Origin of the sequence: Neobacillus sp. C211 (genome assembly GCF_051842875.1) — a bacterium.
Lineage (GTDB): Bacteria > Bacillota > Bacilli > Bacillales > Cytobacillaceae > Neobacillus.
Map to the genome: position 1 here is coordinate 70,243 of NZ_JBPXRO010000024.1, position 25,580 is coordinate 95,822.

The window sequence follows — 25,580 nt, forward strand, 5'->3', positions numbered from 1 at the left end:
TTTTATCCAATCAGTTAACAGAATTTTGAATGATATGTTGATGTTTTGCGAAATGAATGACAAGGAGTGCGGCTATGCCTGAAGGGAAAATTGTTAAAGCATTAAGCGGTTTCTATTATGTTCTTGATGATGACAAGTTGATCCAATGCCGTGGTAGAGGGATATTTAGAAAGAATAAAATTACCCCCCTCGTTGGAGACGAAGTTGTTTTTCAAGCAGAAAATGACTTGGAAGGCTACATTATGGAAGTGAAGACACGAAAGAACGAATTGATTCGTCCCCCCATAGCGAATGTAGATCAAGCGATCCTTGTGTTTTCAGCTGTTGAACCAGATTTCAGTACTGTTCTTTTAGATCGTTTCCTTGTGCTAGTTGAATTTAATCGGATTGAACCGCTTATTTGTATCACTAAAATGGACCTCACAAACGAAGAGCAGCAAAAGAAGATTAAGATTTATGCAGAGCAGTATTCGTCTGCAGGGTATAAAGTAATCCTAACTTCTTCCGAAACCGAAGCAGGGGTTGAACTGTTAAGTCCACACATTGATAATAAAATATCTGTTTTTGCTGGTCAGTCAGGTGTAGGAAAATCATCTTTGCTAAATGTCCTTAGACCTGAGCTTGATTTGAAAACAAATGATATTTCGTCGCATCTTGGCCGTGGAAAACACACGACAAGACATGTGGAGTTAATAAAGATTGGAAATGGATTAATAGCTGATACACCAGGCTTCAGTTCATTAGAATTTACCAATATTGAAGCCGAAGATTTGACTTCATGTTTTCCTGAAATGCAAAGAGCAAGTGAGAATTGTAAATTCCGAGGATGCTTGCATGGGACAGAACCGAAATGCGGTGTGAAACATGCAGTTGAATCAGGTGAAATCCCTAAGTACCGATATGAACATTATCTGGATTTCCTACAGGAGATAAAAGATAGAAAGCCGAGGTATTAAAGATGGTAAAAATAGCACCTTCGATTCTTTCCGCCGATTTTTCGAAATTAGGTGAAGAGATTATTGCTGTTGAAAAAGGTGGAGCAGACTATATTCATGTCGATGTCATGGATGGTCACTTTGTCCCAAATATTACGATTGGTCCGCTCATTGTTGAGGCCATTCGTCCGATTACGAAGCTGCCACTTGATGTACACCTAATGATTGAAAACCCTGATCAATATATTGAGGCATTTGCCAAAGCTGGAGCCGATTTTATTACCGTACATGTGGAAGCATGTCGTCATCTTCACCGCACAGTCCAAAATATTAAATCCTTTGGTATCAAGGCGGGTGTTGTTTTAAACCCAGCAACCCCAGTGGAATCCATTCAGCACATAATTGGAGACATTGATATGGTATTATTAATGTCGGTTAATCCAGGGTTCGGTGGGCAAAAATTCATACCAGAGGTACTTCCGAAAATAAGAAAAGTTAAAGAAATGGCAGAACAAAAAGGCTTAGACATTGAGATTGAAATTGACGGCGGTGTTAATTCAGAAACGGCAAAGCTATGCATGGAAGCCGGCGCAAATGTACTTGTTGCAGGTTCGGCTATTTATAATGAAGAAGATTATGCCAAGGCAATTTCGCAAATAAGAGGTTAATGATAAGAGCCAGCTTTAGCGCTGGCTTTTTGCATATGGAAAAGGAGTTAGTTTTATGATTATTAATATTCTAGCCGGAGGACCTGAAAGCCTATTACCTGATTTAACAGAGTATCTAGAGAAAGATGCAATTTGGGTCGGAGTTGACCGAGGTGTCTATCATTTGTTAAAAAGAAATATAACTCCGGTCATTGCCTTTGGGGATTTCGATTCAGTATCATCTGAGGAATTAATGTTTATTGAAGAACGTGTAGTAGAATTGAAGAAGTATAAGCCGGAAAAAGATGAAACAGACATGGAGTTAGCCCTCAATTGGGCACTTGATCAGAATCCAAGTATGATCCGTATGTTTGGTGCAACTGGGGGGAGACTTGATCATTTATTTGCCAATGTGCACTTATTGCTGAATCAGTTCAAAGTCAAAAAATCGGCTGATATCTGCTTGATTGACCGCTATAACATCATTTTTATTAAAGAACCTGGGCACTATACAATTGAAAAAATAAACAAAAAAAAATATATTTCCTTTGTTCCTTTAACACTTAATGTCCGCAATCTCACCTTAGAAGGCTTTAAATTCCCTTTGGAAAATCGTCATATTTCAATGGGCTCAACACTATGTATTAGTAATGAACTTATTAGTGAATATGGTACTTTTTCATTTTCTGAAGGCATATTAATAGTGATAAGAAGTCACGATTAATATGCAAAACAATTTGGTACTGATTTCGTTCGTTTGAATAAAATGGTAGGGCGTTCGAAAAAAGTTGAGTTGAATAAGCTGGGGAGATTTGTGAGGAGGGACAGTATGAAATTCTATACGATTAAACTGCCGAGATTTTTAGGCGGACTTGTCCGTGCGATGATTGGGGCGTTTAAAAAGAACGAATAGCATGGGTTTTTATCTAGATATTCTTTTCATTAACGAATGGCACCCGTTTAATTTGGGTGCTTTTTATTTGGTTAAATAGGGTTATAGAGTAATTGTACTTTTTGTATATAAAGAAAAGACATCCTCAACGGATGCCTTTTCCATATTAAACGCGTTCTACTTTACCTGATTTTAACGCTCTTGCAGAAACCCAAACACGTTTAGGCTTTCCATCAACAAGAATACGTACTTTTTGTAGGTTAGCACCCCATGTACGCTTATTTGCGTTCATAGCGTGAGAACGTGCGTTACCAGTTGTTGTTTTCTTTCCAGTTACAACACATTGACGTGGCATAATGATTTCCCTCCTTAACTACCAAAAGCTTTATACAGCTATCTTTAAGATCCTCATCTGAAAAAAGAAAATTGATTGAACAAATTTTCTAGACTTGAGATACCTTAATAATTTATCATACAACTTATTTGATTGCAATAGTTACCTTTCAAGAAAAAAGCCTTGACATCCCTATTAATTATATGCGCTTATATTAAACAGGCAGGAATAACTTTCAATATTGCATTGACTATAGTAAAATGACTGTAGTCAAGGAGCAATTTTTTCAAGAGGGGGAACGATTCATGTCCATTGAATTAAAAACAAAGTTCGGACAAATTGATATTTCAAACGAAGTAATCGCGACCATTGCTGGAGGAGCGGCAATCGAATGCTATGGAATTGTCGGTATGGCCTCAAAGAATCAAATTAAAGACGGAATTACGGAAATACTACGAAGAGAAAATTTCACTCGCGGCGTGATTGTCCGCCAAGAAAATGAGGCATTACATATTGATATGTACATTATTGTTAGCTATGGAACGAAAATTTCCGAAATTGCCCACAACGTGCAATCAAAGGTTAAATACACCCTCGATAAGACTGTTGGACTTGCCGTTGACTCGGTAAATATTTACGTTCAGGGAGTTCGAGTGACGAACCCTTAAGTTTGTGTAATGAACCTCAAGTAGAGGAGGAAAGTTTGTGTCAATAACAGCTTTAGATGGAAAACGTTTTGCCGAGATGGTGATTCAAGGTGCAAATCATTTGGCTGCAAATGCAAAAATGGTTGATGCACTAAACGTTTTTCCCGTGCCCGATGGTGATACTGGAACAAACATGAATTTATCAATGACATCAGGGGCGAAAGAAGTAAAAAATAATGTTCAAGAACATATTGGTAAAGTTGGAGTAGCCCTTTCTAAAGGATTGCTGATGGGGGCTCGCGGAAATTCAGGAGTGATCCTTTCACAGTTGTTCCGTGGTTTTTCTAAGGCAGTAGAAATGAAAGCGCAAATTTCAGGGAATGATTTTGCCCATGCCCTCGAGGCTGGAGTAGAAACTGCGTATAAAGCAGTAATGAAGCCTGTTGAAGGAACCATTTTAACTGTAGCAAAGGATTCAGCTAAAAAGGGAGTACAAGCTGCCCAGAATTCAAATGATATTATTGTAATTATGGAAGAAGTTTTACAAGAAGCAAAAGCTTCATTAAAGCGCACTCCTGATCTGCTTCCAGTGTTAAAGGAAGTCGGTGTTGTCGATAGTGGCGGACAAGGTCTTGTGTTTGTTTACGAAGGATTTCTTGCGGTATTAAGAGGCGAAAAACTTCCCGATACCCCTTCTGCATCTCTTTCTATGGATGAATTGGTTAATACTGAACACCACAAAAATGTCCAAGGACATATTAACACGGCAGATATTGAATTTGGATACTGCACCGAATTTATGGTTCGCTTTGAACAGGAAAAGACAGCCAAGCATCCTTTCAGTGAAGGGGTTTTCCGAAATGACCTCAGCAAATTAGGTGATTCTTTATTAGTCATAGCGGATGAAGACGTTGTAAAAGTCCATATACATTCCGAACAACCTGGCGAAGTATTAAGCTACGGACAAAAGTACGGAAATTTAATAAATATGAAGATTGAAAACATGCGTCAACAGCATACCAATATAGTTGGTGAAACACATATTGCACCCGTTGCTGTACAACAGAAGCCTCCAAAAGAGCCGCAAGAATACGGAATTGTAGCGGTTTCCATGGGAGCAGGAATTGCAGATTTATTTAGAAGTATTGGCGCCCATGCCGTAATAGAAGGCGGGCAAACGATGAATCCAAGTACGGAGGATATCGTGAAAGCTGTTAAGGAAGTTAATGCTAAAAAGGTATTTATTTTACCTAATAATAAAAACATTATTATGGCAGCCCAGCAGGCAGCCGATGTGGCAGAAGAAGATATTTATGTCATACCATCCAAAACTGTCCCTCAAGGACTTTCGGCCCTTTTAGCATTTAATCCGTCAACGGAACTTCACGCCAATGAGTCTGCAATGAATGATGCCCTAAAACACGTAAAGACTGGTCAAATAACCTTCGCTGTACGAGATACCCAGATTGATGGTTTAGAAATCGAGAAAGATGATTTTATGGGTATTGCTGAGGGGAAAATTGTGGTAAAGAACAAGAACAAAGGAAAAGTAGCTGAAGAATTACTTTCACAAATGCTCGCAGACGATTCAGAAATCTTGACCATCATTTATGGGGAAGACGTTAGCGAAGAAGAAGTAAATCAGCTGACACAGTTTGTGGAAGAGACTTATGAAGATGTAGAAGTAGAAATCCATAACGGCGGGCAGCCGTTGTATTCATTTATCTTTTCAATTGAATAATGAACCGCTAAAATAGAAGGGAGTTCCCTTCTTTTTTTTTGTAAAAAAGAAGTTAGAAAAAGTAAATTAAAACAATATCAATAGATATAACAGCGCTTAGTGGGGGAGTCGGGTAATAGTGAATCCACATCTTAATCAATCAATAACTGTCATTAAGGGAATTGGTGAAGAGACTGCTGAGATTTTTTCAGAAATGAAAATCTTTACGATACAAGATTTATTGGAATATTTTCCTTATCGCTATGAAGATTACCGCCTTCGTGAAATAACAGAAGTACAGCATGATGAGAAAGTAACAGTGGAAGGGAAGGTTCATAGCGAGCCTTCTCTTGTCTATTATGGAAGGAAGAAATCCAAACTAATGATCCGACTTTTCGTTGGTTCTCATTTAATCAAAGTAGTCTTTTTTAACCAACCCTATTTGAAAAATAAAATCATTATTAATGAAACGATAACGGTCACAGGAAAATGGGATGCCCATCGGCAAACGATCACTGCAAATGAAATGCAGTCAGGCACAAACGCCAAGACAAAGGATTTTGAGCCTGTGTACTCATTAAGAGGGAAATTAACAACGAAGGGAATACGAAAATTTATCAGCATTGCTTTTCAGCAATATGGACATTTTATTGAAGAAACACTGCCAGCAGCATTCTTAAAAAAGTATCGCCTTCTTGATAGACAGGGGGCGATTGAAGCAATGCACTTTCCGAGCAGCCAAGAGGATGTGAAACAGGCACGAAGGCGCATTGTTTATGAAGAATTTCTTATGTTTCAACTAAAAATGCAGGCCTTAAGGAAATTTGAACGGGAACATTCCCCAGGAATTTGCCAAAACTATAACGTTACTCAGGTAGAGGGTTTTATCAATAGTCTTCCATTTCCGTTAACAAATGCTCAAACACGGGTTGTCAATGAATTGTTAGCGGAACTAAAATCACCCCTACGCATGAATCGATTGTTGCAAGGGGATGTTGGTTCGGGGAAAACTGTAGTGGCTGCAATTGGTTTATATGCCAGTGTAACAGCAGGTTACCAAGGTGCTCTAATGGTACCAACAGAAATTTTAGCAGAGCAACATGCGCAAAGCTTAAAAAGCATGCTAGAACCATTTGATGTCAGATGCGAGCTTTTAACGAGTTCTATTAAGGGTAAACGGAGAAAGGAAATCCTTCATGAACTGGCAGAAGGAAATGTTGATCTATTAATTGGTACGCACGCTCTCATACAGGATGAGGTCACATTCAAAAGACTCGGTTTTGTCATTACCGATGAACAGCATCGCTTTGGGGTCGAGCAGCGAAGAGTGCTTAGGGAAAAAGGCGAGAATCCTGACGTTCTTTTTATGACTGCGACACCGATTCCACGAACACTTGCAATCACGGTGTTTGGTGAAATGGATGTTTCTATTATTGACGAGATGCCAGCTGGCCGAAAATCAATTGAAACTTACTGGGCAAAGCCGGAAATGCTTGAGCGTGTACTTGCCTTTGTTGAAAAAGAATTACAAAAAGGACACCAAGCCTATGTAATTTGCCCGCTTATTGAAGAATCAGAAAAGCTTGATGTCCAAAACGCAATCGATGTATTTAATACTTTAAGCCAATACTTTCAAAACCGTTATAAAGCAGGCCTTATGCACGGGCGTTTAAGTTCGGAAGAAAAAGACTCCGTAATGAAGTCGTTTAGTACCAACGAAGTACAGGTGCTTGTCTCAACTACAGTTGTTGAGGTTGGTGTTAATGTTCCAAATGCGACCATGATGGTTATTTATGATGCTGAAAGATTTGGCCTGTCTCAGCTTCACCAGCTTCGTGGACGTGTTGGACGTGGCAGCGATCAATCCTACTGTATTTTGCTTGCCAGTCCTAAATCAGAAGTGGGCCAAGAAAGAATGCGGATCATGACAGAAACAAACGATGGATTTGTTCTAAGTGAAAAGGATTTAGAACTCAGAGGTCCTGGTGACTTTTTTGGCAGAAAACAAAGCGGTGTTCCTGAATTTAAGGTTGCAGATATGGTTCATGATTATCGGGCACTAGAAACAGCGAGAAGTGATGCGATGATGCTTATCCAATCAAAAACCTTCTGGACTGCGGAAGAATATCAATTTTTAAGAAAAATGCTTGAAGAATCAGGTGTATTAGAAGGGGAAAAGCTTGATTAATAAAGTTTTTTTCCCTTTAAATGAATTCCAGAATAAAAAAAGCAGATGCTATGTATAAAAAACAAACTCTTGCAATCTGCTAATTCAAATTTTATACTACTATTAGTACCTAGTCATAAGATCTCGGACGGTGTAAAAATTCATGAGAAAAAGTAAAAAAGAGCGCCAGCAATTGTTAACCTCGACAATAAAAGATAATCCATTTATTACTGATGAAGATTTAGCTGAAAAATTCCAAGTAAGTGTACAAACAATCCGTCTTGATCGGTTAGAATTATCAATCCCGGAACTACGGGAACGAATTAAGACTGTTGCTGAAAAACGATTTGATGATGAGGTCCGCTCCCTTCCGCTTGAAGAAGTCATTGGTGAAATTATTCATATAGAATTAGATCAAAATGCCATTTCGATTTTTGATGTAAAAAAAGAACATGTGTTTATTCGTAATAACATTGCCCGTGGTCATCATGTATTCGCACAGGCAAATTCCCTAGCAGTAGCTGTCATTAACGATGAATTGGCGTTGACAGCAAAGGCGAATATTCAATTTAAGCGTTTGGTAAAATTAAATGAGCGTGTCATAGCCAAGGCAAGAGTAACAAAAATCGATGGGAACTTAGGCAGAACAAGTGTCGAAGTGACAAGTTTTGTAAATAATGAACTTGTTTTTACCGGAGAATTTGAAATGTACCGTTCGAAAAATCGGTAAAGGATGAGGAAAAAAATGAACCTAGCAATTGATGCAATGGGCGGCGACAATGCTCCAAAGGAAATCGTTTTAGGCGCACTAAAAGCTGTACAAGCATTTTCTGATATACATATTACCCTTGTCGGGGATGAAAATAAAATTAAAGAAACGTTAACTGATCATGAACGGATTTCAGTTATACATACAACCGAAGTGATTCTCGGAACAGATGAGCCTGTAAAAGCAGTTCGCCGCAAAAAGAATGCCTCCATGGTGATAGCGGCCCAGCAGGTAGCAGATGGATTGGCAGATGCGTGCATCTCCGCAGGAAATACAGGTGCCTTAGTCGCGGCAGGCCTTTTTGTGGTTGGCAGGGTAACTGGGATTCACCGCCCGGCCTTAGCGCCAACGCTTCCGACCATTGGCGGCGAAGGCTTCCTTTTACTAGATGTCGGGGCCAATGCTGAGGCCAAACCAGAGCATCTATTGCAATATGCATTGATGGGTTCCATTTATAGTGCAAAAGTAAGAGGAATTACACAACCAAGAGTGGGTCTATTAAATATTGGCACAGAGGAAAAGAAAGGGAATGAACTTACCAAGCATGCCTTTGAACTATTAAAAACGGCTAATATCAATTTTGTCGGTAATGTGGAAGCAAGGGATTTACTTGATGGTGCAGCTGATGTAGTTGTTACCGATGGATTTACGGGTAACATGGTGTTAAAGACGATTGAAGGAACGGCACTGTCCATGTTTAAAATGTTAAAAACGGCTTTAATGAGCAGTTTTACAAGTAAGCTAGCTGCCGCTGTGTTAAAACCGAATCTTAAAACTTTAAAGAATACAATGGATTATTCCGAATATGGCGGTGCTGCACTGTTTGGTTTAAATGCACCTGTAATTAAGGCTCACGGATCTTCGAATGGGCAAGCTATTTTTAGCGCCATCCGGCAAACGAGGGAAATGGTAAGTAACGATGTTGTTGGATTAATTAAAATGTCAACAGAAGAAGCGAGTATTGCCAAAGTAGAACGGTAAAGGAGTATTGAAATGAAGAAAATAGCATTTGTGTTTCCAGGGCAAGGGTCACAAGCCGTCGGGATGGGGAAAGAGTTAGCAGAGAAACACTCCGAGGTAATGGATTATTTTAAGAGAGCAGATGAAAAGCTTAACACTCAACTGAGTAAACTTATATTTGAGGGACCAAAAGAAGAATTGACAATTACCTATAATACACAGCCAGCCCTTTTAACAACAAGTATTGCTATATTGAAATACTTCCAAAAATCTGGGATTAAAGCTGATTTTGTTGCTGGTCACAGTTTAGGTGAATATACGGCCCTTGTTGCAGCGGGCACCTTTACTTTCGAAGAAGGGGTGTATGCTGTTAGAAAACGAGGCGAATTTATGGAAAGTGCTGTACCTAACGGGGAAGGATCGATGGCGGCTGTGCTCGGTCTGGATCGCACTCCGCTATCAAATGTGACGGCAGAAATCAGTGATGCTGGTTTTCCTGTGTCCTTAGCAAATTTAAACTGCCCAGGTCAGATTGTAATTTCAGGTTCGAAAAAAGGGGTAGAACTTGCAGCCGTGAAAGCGAAAGAAGCAGGGGCAAAAAGAGTGCTTCCATTAGAAGTAAGCGGTCCTTTTCATTCCGTGTTAATGAAGCCAGCAGCAGTTCAATTGCGTGAAGTATTGGATGAAATTGAAATGAGGGATGCTAGGGTCCCAATCGTAGTAAACGTTTCAGCTAAACCAATCAGTTCTGCCTCAGAAATTAAGGATAAGTTAATTGAACAACTTTATTCCCCGGTACAATGGGAAGACTCCGTTCGAAAAATGATTGATTTGGGTGTCGATACATTCATTGAAGTGGGTTCTGGGAAAGTTTTATCAGGCTTAATCAAAAAAATTGATAAAACAGTGTCAACATATTCTGTATCGGACGAGGAAAGCGCACAAGCTGTAATAGATGCGTTAAAGGAGGAAAGACTATGAATCTTGAAGGAAAAACAGCCCTTGTAACAGGTGCATCAAGAGGTATTGGCAGAGAAATCGCTCTTGAACTTGCACGACAAGGAGCAAATGTGGCGGTTAATTTTTCCGGCAGTGAAGCCAAAGCAAATGAGGTTGTTGATGAAATAAAGGCACTTGGGAGAGAGGCATTCGCTGTAAAATGTGATGTTTCAAACTCAGGAGAAGTCGCAGAAATGGTTAAGGGAACGATAGACCGCTTTGGAAAACTTGACATTCTCGTCAATAATGCGGGTATTACCAGAGATAATTTATTAATGAGAATGAAAGAAGAAGAATGGGACGACGTAATTAATATCAATCTTAAGGGTGTCTTCCTTTGTACAAAAGCAGTAACAAGACAAATGATGAAGCAACGGGTAGGACGCATCATTAATATTGCATCGATTGTTGGTGTAAGTGGGAATCCAGGACAGGCAAACTACGTGGCGGCAAAAGCTGGGGTCATTGGTTTAACAAAAACAACGGCTAAAGAGCTGGCATCTCGCAATATTACCGTAAATGCCATTGCACCAGGCTTCATCACAACGGATATGACCGAAAAATTACCTGAAGATGTAAAAACAGAAATGTTAAAACTGATTCCTTTAGCAAGATTAGGAGAGCCTAAAGACATCGCCAAAATCACCGCATTCCTTGCTTCTGATGATTCTGCCTATATCACAGGGCAGACACTTCATATTGATGGCGGCATGGTAATGTAATTTTAATAAAAACAAGGTGTATTATTTTGTTGAAATACTCTATAATAGCTTGAGGGGAGGTGAACAGGCATGGCAGAGGTATTAGAACGTGTAACAAAAATCATCGTTGACCGCTTAGGCGTGGATGAATCTCAAGTTAAACTTGAAGCTTCATTTAAAGATGATCTTGGAGCTGATTCCCTTGACGTAGTTGAACTAGTTATGGAATTAGAAGATGAGTTCGATATGGAAATTTCTGACGATGATGCTGAAAAAATTAGCACAGTTGGTGACGCTGTTAATTACATACAAAGCACGAAGTAATCGTTGGATTTATTCACAAAAGCTCCGTTTTCAAACGGAGCTTTATTCTGTAAAATAGAACTTGGCTTCCAACTGTGATGCCAAGTTTCTTTGCGTTTTGCTAAATACTTTTTTTAAACTTATACTTGAGTGGTGTGTAAATTATTTAATGCAAGGTGGAGACGTTTTATATGCGCAGAAATAATAATGAAAAAGATTTAAATAATCGCGCAAAAGAAAATCTATTTAAGGGTTTTCAAAATACGATTGGTATTACGATTGAAAACGAGAAATTATTAAAACAAGCTTTTACTCATTCATCTTATGTGAATGAGCATCGAAGAAAGCCTTTTGAAGATAATGAGAGGCTTGAGTTTTTAGGAGATGCCGTTCTTGAGTTAACTGTTTCACAATTCCTATACAAAAAATATCCTACGATGACAGAGGGAGAATTGACGAAACTTCGGGCTGCAATTGTTTGCGAGCCATCTCTTGTGTCCTTTGCCAACGAACTGAACTTCGGAAAATTAGTTTTGTTGGGTAAAGGGGAAGAGATGACAGGGGGAAGGGAGCGTCCCGCCTTACTAGCAGATGTTTTTGAAGCGTTCATTGGAGCTCTTTATTTGGACCAAGGAATTGAAACAGTCATTAAATTTCTCGAGAAAATAGTTTTTCCTAAAATTAATGCCGGTGCTTTTTCTCATGTGATGGATTATAAAAGCCAGTTACAGGAACTCATTCAACGGGATGGGACAGGCGCTATTGAATATCGTGTTCTTCAAGAAATTGGGCCTGCTCATAATAAAGAATTTGTATCGAAAGTTTCGTTGAATGGCAAGGAATTAGGTGTAGGTACGGGAAAATCAAAGAAGGAAGCCGAACAACATGCCGCCCAAATGGCTCTCGACATATTAAAGGAAAAAACAACTTAGAAATGACAAAATGTTTGCAAGTAGTCCAGCTTGTATGCATAGGGAGGATTTAGAAATGTTTTTAAAACGGTTGGACATTATTGGCTTTAAGTCCTTCGCTGATCGTATTGGAGTTGATTTTGTTCCAGGCGTAACGGCTGTGGTAGGTCCAAATGGCAGTGGGAAAAGTAATATTACCGATGCTATTCGTTGGGTATTGGGTGAACAGTCGGCCAAATCGCTTAGAGGCAGTAAAATGGAGGATATTATTTTTGGGGGTAGCGATACCAGAAAACCCCTAAATTTTGCTGAAGTAACATTAACCTTGGATAATCAGGATCAAGGCGTTTCACTTGATTATAACGAAGTAAGTGTCACAAGGAGAGTATCCCGTTCAGGTGATAGTGAATTCTTGATAAATAAGCAACAGTGTCGTCTTAAAGATATTATCGACTTATTCATGGATTCTGGGCTGGGGAGAGAAGCATTTTCGATAATTAGCCAAGGAAAAGTGGAAGAAATCTTAAATAGTAAAGCAGAAGAACGAAGAACCATATTTGATGAGGCAGCTGGAGTACTAAAGTATAAACATCGAAAGAAAAAAGCAGAAGTAAAACTGTTTGAAACACAAGACAATTTAAACCGTGTAAATGATATTTTACACGAACTTGAAAGCCAAGTAGAACCATTAAAAATTCAGGCCTCGATGGCAAAAGATTTTCTGGAGAAGAAAGAGGAACTAGAAAAATTTGAAGTTGCCTTAACAGTGTATGAAATTGAAGATCTTCATCAAAAATGGGAGGGCCTTTCCAAGCTGTTGAACGAACATCAGGAGGAAGAACTTAAAATCTCTTCTGAATTGCAAGTAAAGGAAGCAAAAATAGTTGAAAAAAGAGATCAAATGACAGCATTTGATGAGTCAATCACCGACCTGCAGAATGTTCTTCTTCATGCTACGGAGGAGTTAGAAAAACTGGAAGGCCGAAAAGAAGTCTTAAAAGAACGAAAGAAAAATGCTTCACAAAATAAAGAACAGCTTCAAACGAACATTTCGGAACTAAATGAAAAAATTAGCCAGCTAAAAATGAATCGCGACTTTCTTTCAATGTCTGCCGAGGATCTTGGAAAGCAGGTCACCGAATTACAAACTCAATTAAAGGGAAAACAGGCGAAACTGCAGTTATTCACCGAAAATATTGAAGATAAAATAGAGAGTTTAAAAAGTGAATATATCGAATGGCTAAATGATCAAGCTGGCGCAAAAAATGAAATGAAATACATTGAACAGCAGCTGGAACAGCAGGAAAGAAGAAGTTCACGACTTGATGTTGAGAATGACAAGTTTATTGAGGAACGGCAAATTGCCAAGGATAAAAAAGCTGCGATCCAATCAGCATTAGACGAAGTACAACAAAAAATAGAAGATCAAGTAGGATCTTTTCGAGAAAAGCAGCGTAAGCTTGAGACAACAAGAAATAATTATCAAAAACAAGAAAAGACACTGTATCAGGCATACCAAATTCTCCAACAGGCAAAGTCAAGAAAAGAAATGCTCGAAGAAATGGAAGAAGATTATTCAGGCTTTTTTCAGGGAGTAAAAGAAATTCTTAAAGCACGTGGGAAAAACTTAAAGGGAATTGAGGGAGCGGTTGCCGAGCTTGTGACTGTTCCGAAACAGTATGAAACTGCACTAGAAACATCCTTTGGCGGGGCTTTGCAGCATATCGTCGTTGATAATGAACAAAATGGGCGGACAGCAATCCAATATTTGAAACAGAATTCTTTTGGCCGTGCAACCTTCTTACCGTTAAATGTCATTAAGGGAAGACCGTTGTCTTCCGCGCAAATAGCTTCCATCCAAAATCATCCATCCTTTGTTGGAACAGCCGTAAGTCTTGTTAAATTTGATCAAAAGTACTCGGAGGTTATGAGCAGTCTGCTTGGGAATGTTGTCATTACAAAAGACTTAAAAGGCGCCAATGAATTAGCGAAAATTCTTCAATACCGCGGCCGTTTGGTAACGATCGATGGTGATATCGTTAATCCTGGCGGTTCAATGACAGGTGGTGCCATTAAACAAAAAAACTCATCCTTATTAACTCGTAAAGGAGAACTTGAGGAATTAAAAGAGAAGTTAGTTGTGATGGAAGAAAAAACGATCCATCTAGAACAACTTGTAAAGTCATTAAAAGAAGATGTTCATCGAATAGAAAAGCAACTTGAAGAAATGCGCAAAGATGGCGAAGAGTTGAGATTAAATGAACTTTCTTTGAAGGGTGACCTTCGGCAAGCAGAGCTCGAAGAAAAAAATATCAATGAACGCTTAGCTATTTATGACCTTGAAAAAGGGCAATTTTCTGATGAGAAAACAACCTTAACAAATAGAAAAAAAGAATTAGCCATTGCAATGGAAACATACAAAACAACGATAGATAAGCTTGAGGCGCAAATAGCGAAGCTTACCGAACAAAAGTCGAGTGATTTGACTTCGAAAGAGACTCTAACTATTGAAATAAATGATTTAAAAGTAGCGTTTGCTTCTAAAAATGAACAGTATATGAGCACAAAAGAACGGTTGACACTTCTGCTAACAGATTTAGAAGAGAGTGAACAAAAGCATGCTCTTTATACTGAAGATCTTAATCTGTTAAGTTCGGAAATGACAAACAGTTCATCAGGTGAAGAACAGTTAGAAACAGCTGCAATTAGAAAACAACAGGATAAAGAAGCTGCATTACAGTTAATTACGGTTAGAAGAGAAGAACGTTTGTCCTTAAGGTCCGCCTTAGAAGACTTAGAATTGGAAGTTAAAGAACTAAAAAGACTCCACCGAGGAATGATAGTCGTTTTAAAAGACGAGGAAGTCAAAATCAACCGCTTGGATGTCGATCTTGAAAACCGTTTTGCACGGTTAAGAGAAGAATATCTTTTATCGTTTGAAGGTGCAAAGGAACAATATCCATTAACGATATCGATTGAAGAAGCGAGAAAAAAGGTCAAACTTATCAAACTGGCCATTGAAGAACTTGGTAATGTCAACATTGGTGCGATTGAAGAGTATGAGCGTGTCTCTGAACGGTATGAGTTCCTGAATGAACAGAAGAATGATCTCCAGGAAGCTAAAGAAACTCTTTATAAGGTTATTGACGAAATGGATGAAGAAATGAAAAAACGCTTTGAACAGACCTTTAATGGAATTCGTGAACATTTTGAGCCGGTATTTAGAACCCTTTTTGGTGGGGGGAGAGCCGACCTCGTTCTAACTGTCCCAGGTGATTTGTTAAATACAGGTGTCGAAATTGTTGCGCAGCCACCGGGTAAAAAACTGCAAAATTTAGGTTTATTATCAGGTGGTGAACGTGCATTAACTGCGATTGCGCTACTTTTTTCTATTTTAAAGGTACGGCCCGTTCCGTTCTGTATCCTTGATGAGGTAGAAGCAGCATTGGATGAAGCCAATGTCCAACGCTTTAGCCAATACTTAAAACGATATAGTAAGGAGACGCAATTTATTGTGATTACCCACCGCAAAGGAACAATGGAGGAAGCAGATGTGCTTTACGGGGTAACTATGCAAGAATCAGGTGTTTCAAAGCTTGTATCTGTTCGCTTAGAGGAAACAAAAGAGCTTGTTGAATCTTAAAATTAGGAAGTGAAAAAATGAGTTTTTTTAAAAAATTAAAAGAAAAAATCACAAAATCCACGGATACGGTGACAGAGAAGTTTAAGGAAGGTCTTACAAAAACAAGGGATAATTTCTCAGGAAAAGTAAATGACCTTGTTGCCAGGTACCGTAAAGTAGATGAAGACTTTTTTGAAGAATTAGAAGAAATTATGATCCAGGCTGATGTAGGCTTTGATACAGTGATGAAACTGATTGAAGAGTTGAAAATGGAAGTTAAACGCCGGAACATCCAAGACCCACAGGAAGTACAAAGTGTAATATCCGAAAAGTTGGTTGATATCTACAATGCGGGTGAAGAACAATCCTCAAAATTAAATATTCAAGAGGATGGGCTGACAGTCATTCTATTTGTTGGAGTTAATGGGGTTGGAAAAACAACAACGATCGGTAAGCTTGGGTACAAGTTTAAGAATGAAGGAAAGAAAGTACTATTAGCAGCAGGTGATACTTTTCGTGCTGGTGCGATTGAACAACTTGAAGTCTGGGGAGAAAGAGTCGGCGTCGATGTTATTAAGCAATCGGAAGGGTCTGACCCTGCCGCGGTTATGTACGATGCCATACAGGCAGCTAAATCTCGTAAAACAGATATTTTGTTATGTGATACCGCTGGCCGCTTGCAAAACAAAGTAAATTTAATGAAGGAGCTTGAAAAGGTAAAACGTGTGATAGAAAAAGAAATTCCCGGTGCCCCACATGAAGTAATTTTAGTCCTTGACGCAACAACTGGTCAAAACGCCCTGATCCAGGCAAAAACCTTTAAAGAAGTGACAAATGTTAGTGGAATTGTTCTTTCAAAATTAGACGGAACGGCAAAAGGCGGAATCGTCCTTGCTATCCGCAATGAATTAAAAATTCCTGTGAAATTTGTTGGTCTCGGCGAAAAAATGGATGACCTTCAAGAATTTGAAGCGGAAAAATATGTGTATGGTTTATTTGCAGATGAAGTGGAAAAAGCAGATTAATGGATGTAAAGGTATTATCTTGACAGATAATCTCTGACCTTGTAAACTACTTATGTAAAGGCTTTTCACTTAACATGCGCATTGGAGGGGATTGCATGCTTGAAAAGACGACACGAATGAACTATCTTTATGACTTTTACCATTCGTTGTTAACCCCAAAGCAGCAAAGCTATATGTCTCTCTATTATCTAGATGATTACTCTTTAGGAGAAATTGCCGAAGAGTATGATGTAAGCCGCCAAGCCGTTTATGATAATATCAAGCGGACGGAGGCAATGCTCGAGGAATATGAGGAAAAGCTGCTATTATTTCAGAAATTTCAAGAGCGCAGCAAACTTTTAAGAAATGTAAAAGAATTGCTCAATGAGGATCACCCTTCAAAGCAGGCAATGTTAGAAGCTGTTGCCGAGTTGGAGAATTTAGATTAGGAGGCGGCATGAATGGCATTTGAAGGATTAGCCGACCGACTGCAAAATACAATTCAAAAAATCCGCGGAAAAGGGAAAGTTTCAGAAGCGGATGTAAAAGAAATGATGCGTGAAGTACGTCTAGCTTTACTAGAAGCAGACGTAAACTTCAAGGTTGTTAAAGATTTTGTGAAAAAGGTCAGTGAACGTGCCGTTGGGCAGGAAGTACTGAAAAGCTTAACACCTGGACAACAAATTATTAAAATCGTTAATGAAGAATTGACGGAATTGATGGGTGGAGAACAAAGCAAAATCGCGGTGTCAAATCGTCCGCCAACGGTTATTATGATGGTCGGTTTACAGGGTGCTGGTAAAACAACAACATCCGGAAAGCTTGCCAACTTGCTTCGCAAAAAGTATAACCGTATGCCATTGCTTGTTGCTGCAGATATTTATCGGCCTGCTGCGATCAAGCAACTTGAAACACTAGGAAAGCAATTAGACATGCCAGTTTTCTCACTTGGTGATCAAGTAAGCCCTGTCGAAATTGCAAGGCAAGCCATTGCGAAAGCAAAAGAAGAGCATCAAGACTATGTCCTTATTGATACCGCCGGCCGACTTCATGTTGATGAAGCATTAATGGGTGAGTTAAAGGACATTAAGGAACTGACTAAACCTGATGAAATCTTCCTAGTCGTTGATGCCATGACTGGTCAAGATGCAGTCAATGTGGCCCAAAGCTTTAACGAACAACTCGGATTAACTGGGGTTGTGTTAACAAAGCTGGATGGTGATACCAGAGGCGGGGCGGCACTTTCAATCCGGGCAGTAACGCAAACACCAATTAAATTTGTCGGTTTAGGCGAGAAGTTAGATGCACTTGAACCTTTTCACCCTGAACGTATGGCATCTAGAATCCTTGGTATGGGTGACGTGCTGACATTGATTGAGAAGGCACAAGCCAATGTTGATGAAGAAAAGGCTAAAGAGTTGGAACAAAAAATGCGGACAGCTACGTTTACGCTGGAGGATTTTTTGGATCAGCTTGGACAGGTTCGTAATTTAGGTCCGCTTGATGAACTATTAAAGATGATGCCTGGTGCAAACAAGATTAAAGGGTTAAATAATCTTCAAATCGATGAAAAGCAAATTGCTCATGTTGAGGCAATCATCCGTTCAATGACGACTCTTGAAAAAAATAATCCAGAAATCTTGAACGCCAAACGGAAAAACCGAATTGCCAAAGGCAGCGGTCGTTCTGTAACTGAAGTAAACCGTTTGTTAAAACAGTTTGAAGATATGAAAAAAATGATGAAACAAATGACTGGAATGCAGCAAAAAGGTAAGAAAAAAGGTGGATTTAAACTTCCTTTCAAGCCGTTTTAAGCTGTATAAAATTGGTAATACTGTATGTAAAGAAAAAACACTTTACAAACTATAAAAGAATTGATATTATACTATCTTGTGTGAAACTATTCGGAGGTGCTTATTTAAAATGGCAGTAAAAATTCGTTTAAAACGTATGGGAGCAAACAAAACTCCTTTCTATCGTATCGTAGTAGCAGATTCTCGTTCACCACGTGATGGACGTTACATTGAGATTGTAGGAACTTACAATCCAGTAACACAACCAGCTAAGGTTGACATCAATGAAGAATTAGCTCTTAAATGGTTACAAGACGGTGCTAAACCATCTGATACAGTACGTAACCTTTTCTCTAATCAAGGCATCATGGAAAAATTCCATAATGCAAAATTAAGTAAGTAACTCAGGGACGACGATGAAACAATTAGTCGAAACGATTGTTAAGCCCCTAGTTGATTTTCCAGAAGACGTTCGTGTGGATGTTGTGGAAGATGACAATCGTGTAACCTATCAGTTATTTGTTAATAAAACAGATATGGGAAAAGTTATCGGTAAACAGGGGCGCGTTGCAAAGGCCATTAGAACTGTTGTTTATGCAGCAGGATCATCACAACAAAAGAAAATTTTTCTAGAAATTGGTGAATAGCTTTTTGCATCTAGATAAAAGGGAGGAATTATTTCCTCCCTTTTTTGCTATAAGAAAAGCAGAAGCGGAAGCTTGAGGGAGGCATTTCTTTGCAAATCATTCAAACTGTTGTGGTAAAACAAATTCTAACGGAAAATAGTAAGAAAAAATTAGCTGACCATTACGAGGCACAAAAGCTGCAGTATCAAAGGGAGATTAGTCAGCTTCAATTTGAGTTGAAGCGTTTGGAAAAAACCAAGGGATATTCACCTGGAGCATTAAAGAATCATTTTGAAAAAGAAATCAATAAACGTTTGGAAAAAGAAAAGCTTATTGAGTTTCAAATCGAACAATTACATATGCTGCCATTAGGCAGTGAGTTAAAGGAAAAGGAAGTACAAGCCCTCGTTGAAATTAAAATAGGTGACATATGGGACGGGCGGATTGGGCAACCTACAATTATCATAAAAGACGGAATAATAGAAGATATACGCTAGAGGTGTAAAGCTATGGAAAAATGGTTTAATGTCGGAAAAATTGTAAACACACAGGGGCTAAAGGGGGAAGTCCGAGTTATATCAAAGACTGACTTCCCTGAGAAACGCTATAAAGCAGGAAATGTATTATATTTGTTTATGCCTAATTCTAGTTCGCCGATTGAACTAACAGTTAAAAGCCGCCGAACCCATAAAAATTTTGAATTACTTTCATTTGAAGGTTATAACAATATCAATGAAGTAGAAAAGTTTAGGGATGGAATTCTAAAAGTACCTGAAACACAGCTTGGTGCATTAAATGAGGATGAATTTTATTATCATGAGATTATTGGATGCCTTGTTGCTACAACAAAAGGCGAGGAGCTTGGAAAAGTTTCTGAAATTCTATCTCCTGGTGCCAATGACGTTTGGGTGGTTAAAGGTAAAGGCGGCAAAGAAATACTAATCCCTTATATCCATGATGTGGTCAAGAAAGTAGATGTGAAAGAAAAAGTCATACTAATCGATCCAATCGAAGGGTTACTTTCATGATGCAAATAGATATTCTCACCTTATTTCCGGAGATGTTTACCGGGGTACTGGGACAATCGATTTTGCAAAAGGCTGCTGAGAAATCTGCGGTCAACTATAACGTCGTCAATTTTCGCGGGTTTGCTGATAATAAACACTCAACTGTAGATGATTATCCCTACGGCGGCGGAGCTGGTATGGTATTAAAACCGCAGCCCATTTTTGATGCTGTAACAGCCCTCAAGGAAAAAGCAAAAGGTACGAATCCACGGGTGATTCTTCTTTGTCCGCAGGGTGAACAATATGAGCAGCGGAAAGCGGAGGAATTGGCAAAGGAAGAGCATTTGATTTTTATCTGTGGGCATTACGAGGGTTATGATGAACGAATTCGTGAACATGTAGTAACAGATGAAATCTCAATTGGTGATTATGTCTTAACTGGCGGTGAACTTGGTGCGATGGTTATCGTTGATAGTGTAGTCCGACTCTTACCAGAAGTGCTGGGAAATCAAGAATCTCATATGAAGGACTCTTTCAGCACAGGACTGCTTGAGCATCCACACTACACAAGACCTGCTGACTTCCGGGGACTAAAGGTTCCAGAAGTTCTATTATCAGGTAATCATAAATTAATAGAAGAATGGCGTAATAAAGAAGCGTTACGGCGAACAATTTTAAGACGTCCAGACCTACTTGAGAAAATAGAATTGACGAATGAACAGGAAAAATGGCTTAAAGAAGTAAAAAAAGAATACGAGTAGTATTGCGCGAGTTTAGCGATTATGGTATGATACTACTTGTGACTTGAGCTGATATGAATCAGATTGTGGTCTTATAACGATGTTCCGCTGCAATATAATTAAGAGTTTGATGTGCATGAGCGTCTGTTGGAAGGAGTTGAAAACGATGCAAAAATTGATTGAAGAAATTACAAAAGAACAACTTCGTACTGATCTTCCTGCTTTCCGTCCTGGTGACACTGTGCGTGTACACGTTAAGGTTGTCGAGGGTACTCGTGAGCGTATTCAGTTATTTGAAGGTGTTGTAATTAAGCGTCGTGGTGGTGGAATTAGCGAAACTTTTACAGTTCGTAAAATTTCTTACGGAGTAGGCGTTGAGCGTACTTTCCCAGTACACACACCAAAAATTGCGAAGCTAGAAGTACTTCGTCGCGGTAAAGTTCGCCGTGCTAAGCTTTACTACTTGCGTAACCTTCGTGGTAAAAAAGCAAGAATTAAAGAGATTCGATAATATGAAAAGAAAAAGAGCTTGCTCGGGAGCAGGCTCTTTTTTTTATATAATCGATTTGATGCCCTTGTAATATTAAATTATGAGTTTATAAATTGGTGCTGATTTTTTAACAAATTATTAAAGTTTGATTAAAAATATGATCCCATCGTGTTAAAATTATTGAAATTATGTAAAATGAATTTTATAAAACATTTTTTTACGGAGAATGGCGGGGATTGTTATGACAAAAAAGAAAAATGAACTCTGGGAATGGACAAAGGCCCTTTTGATTGCTGTCATATTAGCTGCAGTTATCCGGTACTTCCTTTTTGCTCCAATCGTTGTCGATGGTTTATCGATGATGCCGACATTGAAGGATCAGGATCGAATGATTGTAAATAAGTTTAGTTATAATATTGGTGAGCCAAAGCGATTTGATATCATTGTCTTTCATGCACCAGAACAAAAGGATTACATAAAGCGCGTGATTGGATTGCCCGGCGACACAATTGAGTATAAAGATGATACATTATATGTTAATGGAAAAGCGTATAAAGAGCCATATTTGGATAAATATAAAAAAGAAGTAGAGGATGGACCGTTAACAGATCCATTTACCTTGGAAGAAAAAATAGGACGTAAAACGGTTCCGGAAGGTGAATTGTTTGTTATGGGCGATAATCGCCGCTTCAGTAAAGATAGTCGGCATATTGGGACCATTTCCTATGATAAAATTATCGGTAAAACCAGTTTCGTTTACTGGCCGTTAAATGATGCACATATCGTAACAGTGAAATAGAGTTTGGGAGGTGGCCAAGCATGACGATCCAATGGTTTCCAGGCCATATGGCTAAGGCTCGCAGAGAGGTCACGGAAAAGTTAAAATTAGTAGATATTATTTTTGAATTAGTGGATGCGAGGATTCCCTATTCCTCGAGAAATCCGATGATAGATGAAATCATTCAGCATAAGCCAAGGCTTGTCCTATTAAATAAGGCTGACATGGCTGATAAAGAAGCAACAAGGGAATGGATTGAGTTTTTTGCGAATAAAGGTATTAAGGCACTCGCAATAAATTCTCATGCGGGAGAAGGCATGAGAGACATTGCCAATGCTTCAAAGGAAATATTGAAGGAAAAGTTTGACCGTTTAAGAGCTAGAGGTGTCAATAATCCAAGAGCGATCCGAGCGATGATAGTTGGAATTCCTAACGCTGGTAAATCGACGTTAATCAATCGATTGGCAAAGAAAAATATCGCTAAAACAGGAAATACGCCTGGTGTAACAAAGGCCCAACAATGGATTAAAGTGGGGAAGGAAATGGAACTGCTTGATACCCCCGGGATTTTATGGCCAAAATTTGAGGACCAAGAAGTCGGCAAAAAACTTGCCGTTACAGGCGCAATCAAAGATACGTTATTAAATCTTCAGGATCTTACTGTCTATACTCTTAAGTATTTAGAACGAGCATATCCAGATCGTTTAAAAGAACGGTACAATCTTGATACCCTTCCTGAGGATGTTGTAGAGATGTTTGACAAAATAGGAGTACTGCGTGGATGTCTTATGGCTGGTGGTATCGTTGATTATGATAAGGTTTCAGAATTGGTTATCAAGGAAATTAGATCAGAAAAGTTTGGTCGGATTACATTTGAACGACCGACTGATTTTTTGGTTGAATAAAGAAAAAATATAGTTTAAGCTCTCCTAGACGGAGAGTCTTTTTTATGTAATAATTTACCAGTATTTATTGTAGGCAATTTAGCCGTATATCTTGTAAAATAAATTGAGTGAAAGTAAAGGAGCGTTCTAAATGAAATATCGATCTGCATTTGATATTATTGGTCCCGTCATGATTGGACCATCCAGCTCTCATACCGCAGGCGCAGCGCGAATTGGCAGGGTAGCAAGAACCTTATTTGGTCAACTGCCAAAGAAAGCCATCATCTCATTATACGGTTCATTTGCAAAAACCTATAAGGGACATGGAACAGACTTTGCCATAGTGGCAGGGCTGTTAGATTTTGATACTTTTGATGGTCGGATGCCACAATCCTTAGAAATAGCAAAACAAATGGGTTTAGAGGTGATCTTTTGTATTGAAGAGGCTGTGATGGATCATCCCAATACCGTAAAAATTAATTTATATAATGATGATAACGAACTCGAATTAGTTGGGATTTCAATTGGCGGGGGTACGATTGAGATAACCGAGTTAAACTCCTTTCCGTTGAAGCTTTCCGGTGAACATCCCGCAATCTTGGTTGTTCATCAAGATCGATTTGGTATTATCTCAGCAGTAACAAGTGTGTTATCAAAAAATCAAATAAATATCGGTCATATGGAAGTTTCTCGATTAGAAAAAGGAGAAATGGCTTTAATGGTTATTGAAGTTGATCAGAAAATTGATGAATTAGTAATAGAGGAACTACATCAACTTTCAAGTGTATCGCAAATTATTCGTATGGTGGAATAGACCATTAATTAGCCAGCGGGAGGTGTCATTATGTTTAGAAATGTAGCAGAACTTGTTCAGATGGCAGAGAGTAATCAAGTAAAAATAGCGGAAATTATGATCCGGCAAGAAATAGAAGTTTCTGGCCTTTCTAGAGAAGATATTATTGCTAAAATGGATAAGAACTTAACGATTATGGAACAAGCAGTGGAAAGAGGACTTAACGGTGTGTACTCACATACAGGCCTTACCGGTGGAGACGCAGTATTGCTCCAAAACTATATTAAAAGTGGCAAGGCGCTGGGGGGGACCATTTTATTAGATGCCGTCAGTAAAGCGGTGGCGACCAATGAAGTGAACGCTGCAATGGGCGTAATTTGTGCAACGCCAACAGCTGGTTCAGCAGGTGTCGTACCAGGTACATTATTTGCAGTAAAAGAAAAATTAAATCCAACCAGACAAGAAATGATTGAATTTTTATTTACCTCAGCAGCTTTCGGATTTGTTGTCGCAAATAATGCCTCTATTTCTGGTGCGGCAGGTGGATGTCAAGCAGAGGTAGGCTCTGCAAGTGGTATGGCTGCAGCTTCGATTGTAGAATTGGCTGGCGGGTCACCTAAGCAAGCTGCAGAAGCGATGGCAATCACATTGAAGAATATGCTTGGATTAGTTTGTGATCCTGTAGCAGGCTTAGTTGAAGTTCCTTGTGTGAAAAGAAATGCAATGGGTGCATCCAATGCCATCACGGCTGCAGATATGGCACTTGCTGGCATTACAAGCAGAATCCCCTGCGATGAAGTCATTCATGCCATGTTCTTAATTGGCCAATCCATGCCATCTGCCTTAAGGGAAACAGCGGAAGGTGGTCTTGCAGCGACACCGACAGGAAAAAGACTTGAACAAGAAATTTTTGGCACAAGCAAAACATTCAAACTAAAAGACTTAGTTATATCCTAACGGAATGAAATAACACCCAAGTTCATCTCGAATATTGGGTGTTATTTTGTTGTTTTTTAACATAATGACCAAGATAACAATTTCAATGGGTGATAAAATGAAACAATTAACAATCGCAGAAATTGAACGACAATTGGAAAATATATTAGTAGAAACTGATCCATTCTTGTTGGGTATTCTTCAAGATGAGCGGAAGGGTGTCCAACAGCTGGTACATAGATGGAGTAAGAAATTTGCAGAGAATCATCGACTAAAAGAAAAGTTTGTTGAAATGAATGTCTATGAGCATAAATGGCGCAAAAGAGGATATGAGAAGATTGCCGGTATCGATGAAGTGGGTAGAGGGCCTCTTGCAGGTCCGGTAGTTGCAGCAGCTGTCATTTTGCCAAAAGACTTTTACTTAGCAGGGATAGACGACTCTAAGAAGCTATCTGAAAAAAAACGCTTGGAATTCGATTCGATTATTAGAAAAGAAGCGATTGCCTTCAGTATTGCAATGATCCATGCCAAGGAAATAGATGAAATTAATATTTATGAAGCTACAAAAAAAGCTATGAAAGCTGCCATCTCATCCTTAGATCCAAAGCCGGATTTATTGCTAATTGACGCAATGAAACTGGAAACCCCCTTTACCTCTGAATCTATTATTAAGGGTGATTCAAAAAGTATCTCTATCGCCGCCGCTTCGATTATAGCGAAAGTAGCAAGAGATGATTTGATGAAGGAAATTTCAGAGGCCCATCCAGCCTATGGATTTCAGCGCAACATGGGCTACGGAACAAAGGAGCATATCGAAGCCATCCAAAAACACGGAATAACCACTTATCACAGAAAAAGTTTCGCACCAGTAAAGGATTTTGTTTAATTATCAAACACAATAATAAAAAACAGGCAATGCCTG

General features: G+C 39.0%; 29 protein-coding genes. 28 read left to right on the forward strand and 1 reads right to left on the reverse strand.

Going from position 1 to position 25,580, the window contains the following annotated elements:
• Nucleotides 1-74 precede the first annotated feature (74 nt).
• The 4 genes from rsgA to spoVM all read left to right on the forward strand — a co-directional run bounded on the left by rsgA (nucleotide 75) and on the right by spoVM (nucleotide 2,495).
• Nucleotides 75-956 carry a ribosome small subunit-dependent GTPase A gene (rsgA, locus tag ACSU6B_RS20495; RefSeq protein WP_410888141.1) on the forward strand — a complete coding sequence of 294 codons (882 nt, stop codon included), beginning with the start codon at nucleotides 75-77 and terminating at the stop codon, nucleotides 954-956.
• Between the two features lie 2 nt (nucleotides 957-958).
• The gene (gene rpe / locus ACSU6B_RS20500; protein WP_088086347.1) at nucleotides 959-1,603 is read left to right on the forward strand and encodes a ribulose-phosphate 3-epimerase; all 645 of its coding nucleotides are present in this window, start codon (nucleotides 959-961) and stop codon (nucleotides 1,601-1,603) included.
• 55 nt (nucleotides 1,604-1,658) lie between these two features.
• On the forward strand, nucleotides 1,659-2,306 hold the full coding sequence (locus tag ACSU6B_RS20505; RefSeq protein ID WP_410888143.1) for a thiamine diphosphokinase: 648 nt from the start codon (nucleotides 1,659-1,661) through the stop codon (nucleotides 2,304-2,306).
• A 105-nt stretch (nucleotides 2,307-2,411) separates the two neighbouring features.
• The gene (gene spoVM, locus ACSU6B_RS20510) at nucleotides 2,412-2,495 is read left to right on the forward strand and encodes a stage V sporulation protein SpoVM (RefSeq protein WP_007087787.1); all 84 of its coding nucleotides are present in this window, start codon (nucleotides 2,412-2,414) and stop codon (nucleotides 2,493-2,495) included.
• Between the two features lie 145 nt (nucleotides 2,496-2,640).
• On the opposite strand, the gene rpmB is transcribed toward spoVM, so the two are convergent.
• A complete protein-coding gene (gene rpmB, locus ACSU6B_RS20515) occupies nucleotides 2,641-2,829 on the reverse strand; it encodes a 50S ribosomal protein L28 (protein WP_026566424.1) in 189 nt (62 codons plus the stop codon).
• Between the two features lie 284 nt (nucleotides 2,830-3,113).
• Between rpmB and ACSU6B_RS20520 the strand changes: the two genes are divergently transcribed.
• The 24 genes from ACSU6B_RS20520 to ACSU6B_RS20635 all read left to right on the forward strand — a co-directional run bounded on the left by ACSU6B_RS20520 (nucleotide 3,114) and on the right by ACSU6B_RS20635 (nucleotide 25,544).
• Entirely contained in the window at nucleotides 3,114-3,476 is a 363-nt protein-coding gene (locus ACSU6B_RS20520; RefSeq protein ID WP_088086349.1) for an Asp23/Gls24 family envelope stress response protein, read from the forward strand.
• A 37-nt stretch (nucleotides 3,477-3,513) separates the two neighbouring features.
• Nucleotides 3,514-5,196, forward strand: coding sequence for a DAK2 domain-containing protein (locus tag ACSU6B_RS20525; protein ID WP_410888146.1), 1,683 nt, complete (start codon nucleotides 3,514-3,516; stop codon nucleotides 5,194-5,196).
• 118 nt (nucleotides 5,197-5,314) lie between these two features.
• Complete coding sequence (gene recG / locus ACSU6B_RS20530; RefSeq protein WP_410888148.1) at nucleotides 5,315-7,363, forward strand: ATP-dependent DNA helicase RecG; 2,049 nt, start codon at nucleotides 5,315-5,317, stop codon at nucleotides 7,361-7,363.
• A 142-nt stretch (nucleotides 7,364-7,505) separates the two neighbouring features.
• Entirely contained in the window at nucleotides 7,506-8,072 is a 567-nt protein-coding gene (gene fapR, locus ACSU6B_RS20535) for a transcription factor FapR (protein WP_088086352.1), read from the forward strand.
• Between the two features lie 15 nt (nucleotides 8,073-8,087).
• A complete protein-coding gene (plsX, locus tag ACSU6B_RS20540) occupies nucleotides 8,088-9,092 on the forward strand; it encodes a phosphate acyltransferase PlsX (protein ID WP_410888150.1) in 1,005 nt (334 codons plus the stop codon).
• Nucleotides 9,093-9,104: 12 nt separating this feature from the next.
• Nucleotides 9,105-10,052: an ACP S-malonyltransferase gene (fabD, locus tag ACSU6B_RS20545; protein ID WP_410888152.1), complete on the forward strand. Its 948-nt coding sequence runs from the start codon at nucleotides 9,105-9,107 to the stop codon at nucleotides 10,050-10,052.
• On the forward strand, nucleotides 10,049-10,792 hold the full coding sequence (gene fabG / locus ACSU6B_RS20550) for a 3-oxoacyl-[acyl-carrier-protein] reductase (RefSeq protein ID WP_410888154.1): 744 nt from the start codon (nucleotides 10,049-10,051) through the stop codon (nucleotides 10,790-10,792). The genes fabD and fabG overlap by 4 nt, the downstream gene beginning before the upstream one ends.
• A gap of 69 nt (nucleotides 10,793-10,861) precedes the next feature.
• Nucleotides 10,862-11,095: an acyl carrier protein gene (gene acpP / locus ACSU6B_RS20555; protein WP_026566432.1), complete on the forward strand. Its 234-nt coding sequence runs from the start codon at nucleotides 10,862-10,864 to the stop codon at nucleotides 11,093-11,095.
• Nucleotides 11,096-11,265: 170 nt separating this feature from the next.
• Nucleotides 11,266-12,006 (forward strand): ribonuclease III, encoded by a 741-nt coding sequence (gene rnc, locus ACSU6B_RS20560; RefSeq protein ID WP_168242755.1) that lies wholly within the window; start codon nucleotides 11,266-11,268, stop codon nucleotides 12,004-12,006.
• Nucleotides 12,007-12,061: 55 nt separating this feature from the next.
• A complete protein-coding gene (smc, locus tag ACSU6B_RS20565) occupies nucleotides 12,062-15,628 on the forward strand; it encodes a chromosome segregation protein SMC (protein WP_410888157.1) in 3,567 nt (1,188 codons plus the stop codon).
• A gap of 17 nt (nucleotides 15,629-15,645) precedes the next feature.
• Nucleotides 15,646-16,632 (forward strand): signal recognition particle-docking protein FtsY, encoded by a 987-nt coding sequence (gene ftsY / locus ACSU6B_RS20570; protein ID WP_168242757.1) that lies wholly within the window; start codon nucleotides 15,646-15,648, stop codon nucleotides 16,630-16,632.
• Nucleotides 16,633-16,727: 95 nt separating this feature from the next.
• Nucleotides 16,728-17,060, forward strand: a complete 333-nt coding sequence (locus ACSU6B_RS20575; RefSeq protein ID WP_215000334.1) for a putative DNA-binding protein — start codon at nucleotides 16,728-16,730, stop codon at nucleotides 17,058-17,060.
• A gap of 12 nt (nucleotides 17,061-17,072) precedes the next feature.
• Complete coding sequence (gene ffh, locus ACSU6B_RS20580) at nucleotides 17,073-18,425, forward strand: signal recognition particle protein (protein WP_410888159.1); 1,353 nt, start codon at nucleotides 17,073-17,075, stop codon at nucleotides 18,423-18,425.
• Between the two features lie 109 nt (nucleotides 18,426-18,534).
• A complete protein-coding gene (gene rpsP, locus ACSU6B_RS20585; protein WP_215000338.1) occupies nucleotides 18,535-18,807 on the forward strand; it encodes a 30S ribosomal protein S16 in 273 nt (90 codons plus the stop codon).
• Between the two features lie 13 nt (nucleotides 18,808-18,820).
• Nucleotides 18,821-19,051 carry a KH domain-containing protein gene (locus tag ACSU6B_RS20590; RefSeq protein WP_088086362.1) on the forward strand — a complete coding sequence of 77 codons (231 nt, stop codon included), beginning with the start codon at nucleotides 18,821-18,823 and terminating at the stop codon, nucleotides 19,049-19,051.
• A gap of 89 nt (nucleotides 19,052-19,140) precedes the next feature.
• Nucleotides 19,141-19,527 (forward strand): YlqD family protein, encoded by a 387-nt coding sequence (locus ACSU6B_RS20595; RefSeq protein WP_168242760.1) that lies wholly within the window; start codon nucleotides 19,141-19,143, stop codon nucleotides 19,525-19,527.
• A gap of 12 nt (nucleotides 19,528-19,539) precedes the next feature.
• A complete protein-coding gene (gene rimM / locus ACSU6B_RS20600; RefSeq protein WP_215000342.1) occupies nucleotides 19,540-20,058 on the forward strand; it encodes a ribosome maturation factor RimM in 519 nt (172 codons plus the stop codon).
• A complete protein-coding gene (gene trmD, locus ACSU6B_RS20605) occupies nucleotides 20,055-20,798 on the forward strand; it encodes a tRNA (guanosine(37)-N1)-methyltransferase TrmD (protein WP_410888163.1) in 744 nt (247 codons plus the stop codon). Before rimM ends, trmD begins: the two co-directional genes overlap by 4 nt.
• Nucleotides 20,799-20,943: 145 nt before the next feature.
• Entirely contained in the window at nucleotides 20,944-21,288 is a 345-nt protein-coding gene (gene rplS / locus ACSU6B_RS20610) for a 50S ribosomal protein L19 (protein WP_026566443.1), read from the forward strand.
• 220 nt (nucleotides 21,289-21,508) lie between these two features.
• Entirely contained in the window at nucleotides 21,509-22,066 is a 558-nt protein-coding gene (lepB, locus tag ACSU6B_RS20615; protein ID WP_088086366.1) for a signal peptidase I, read from the forward strand.
• Nucleotides 22,067-22,086: 20 nt separating this feature from the next.
• A complete protein-coding gene (ylqF, locus tag ACSU6B_RS20620) occupies nucleotides 22,087-22,950 on the forward strand; it encodes a ribosome biogenesis GTPase YlqF (RefSeq protein ID WP_215010243.1) in 864 nt (287 codons plus the stop codon).
• Between the two features lie 130 nt (nucleotides 22,951-23,080).
• Complete coding sequence (sdaAB, locus tag ACSU6B_RS20625; protein ID WP_215000348.1) at nucleotides 23,081-23,743, forward strand: L-serine ammonia-lyase, iron-sulfur-dependent subunit beta; 663 nt, start codon at nucleotides 23,081-23,083, stop codon at nucleotides 23,741-23,743.
• Nucleotides 23,744-23,773: 30 nt separating this feature from the next.
• A complete protein-coding gene (gene sdaAA / locus ACSU6B_RS20630) occupies nucleotides 23,774-24,679 on the forward strand; it encodes an L-serine ammonia-lyase, iron-sulfur-dependent, subunit alpha (protein ID WP_410888166.1) in 906 nt (301 codons plus the stop codon).
• A 97-nt stretch (nucleotides 24,680-24,776) separates the two neighbouring features.
• Nucleotides 24,777-25,544 carry a ribonuclease HII gene (locus ACSU6B_RS20635; RefSeq protein ID WP_410888168.1) on the forward strand — a complete coding sequence of 256 codons (768 nt, stop codon included), beginning with the start codon at nucleotides 24,777-24,779 and terminating at the stop codon, nucleotides 25,542-25,544.
• Nucleotides 25,545-25,580: the final 36 nt, after the last annotated feature.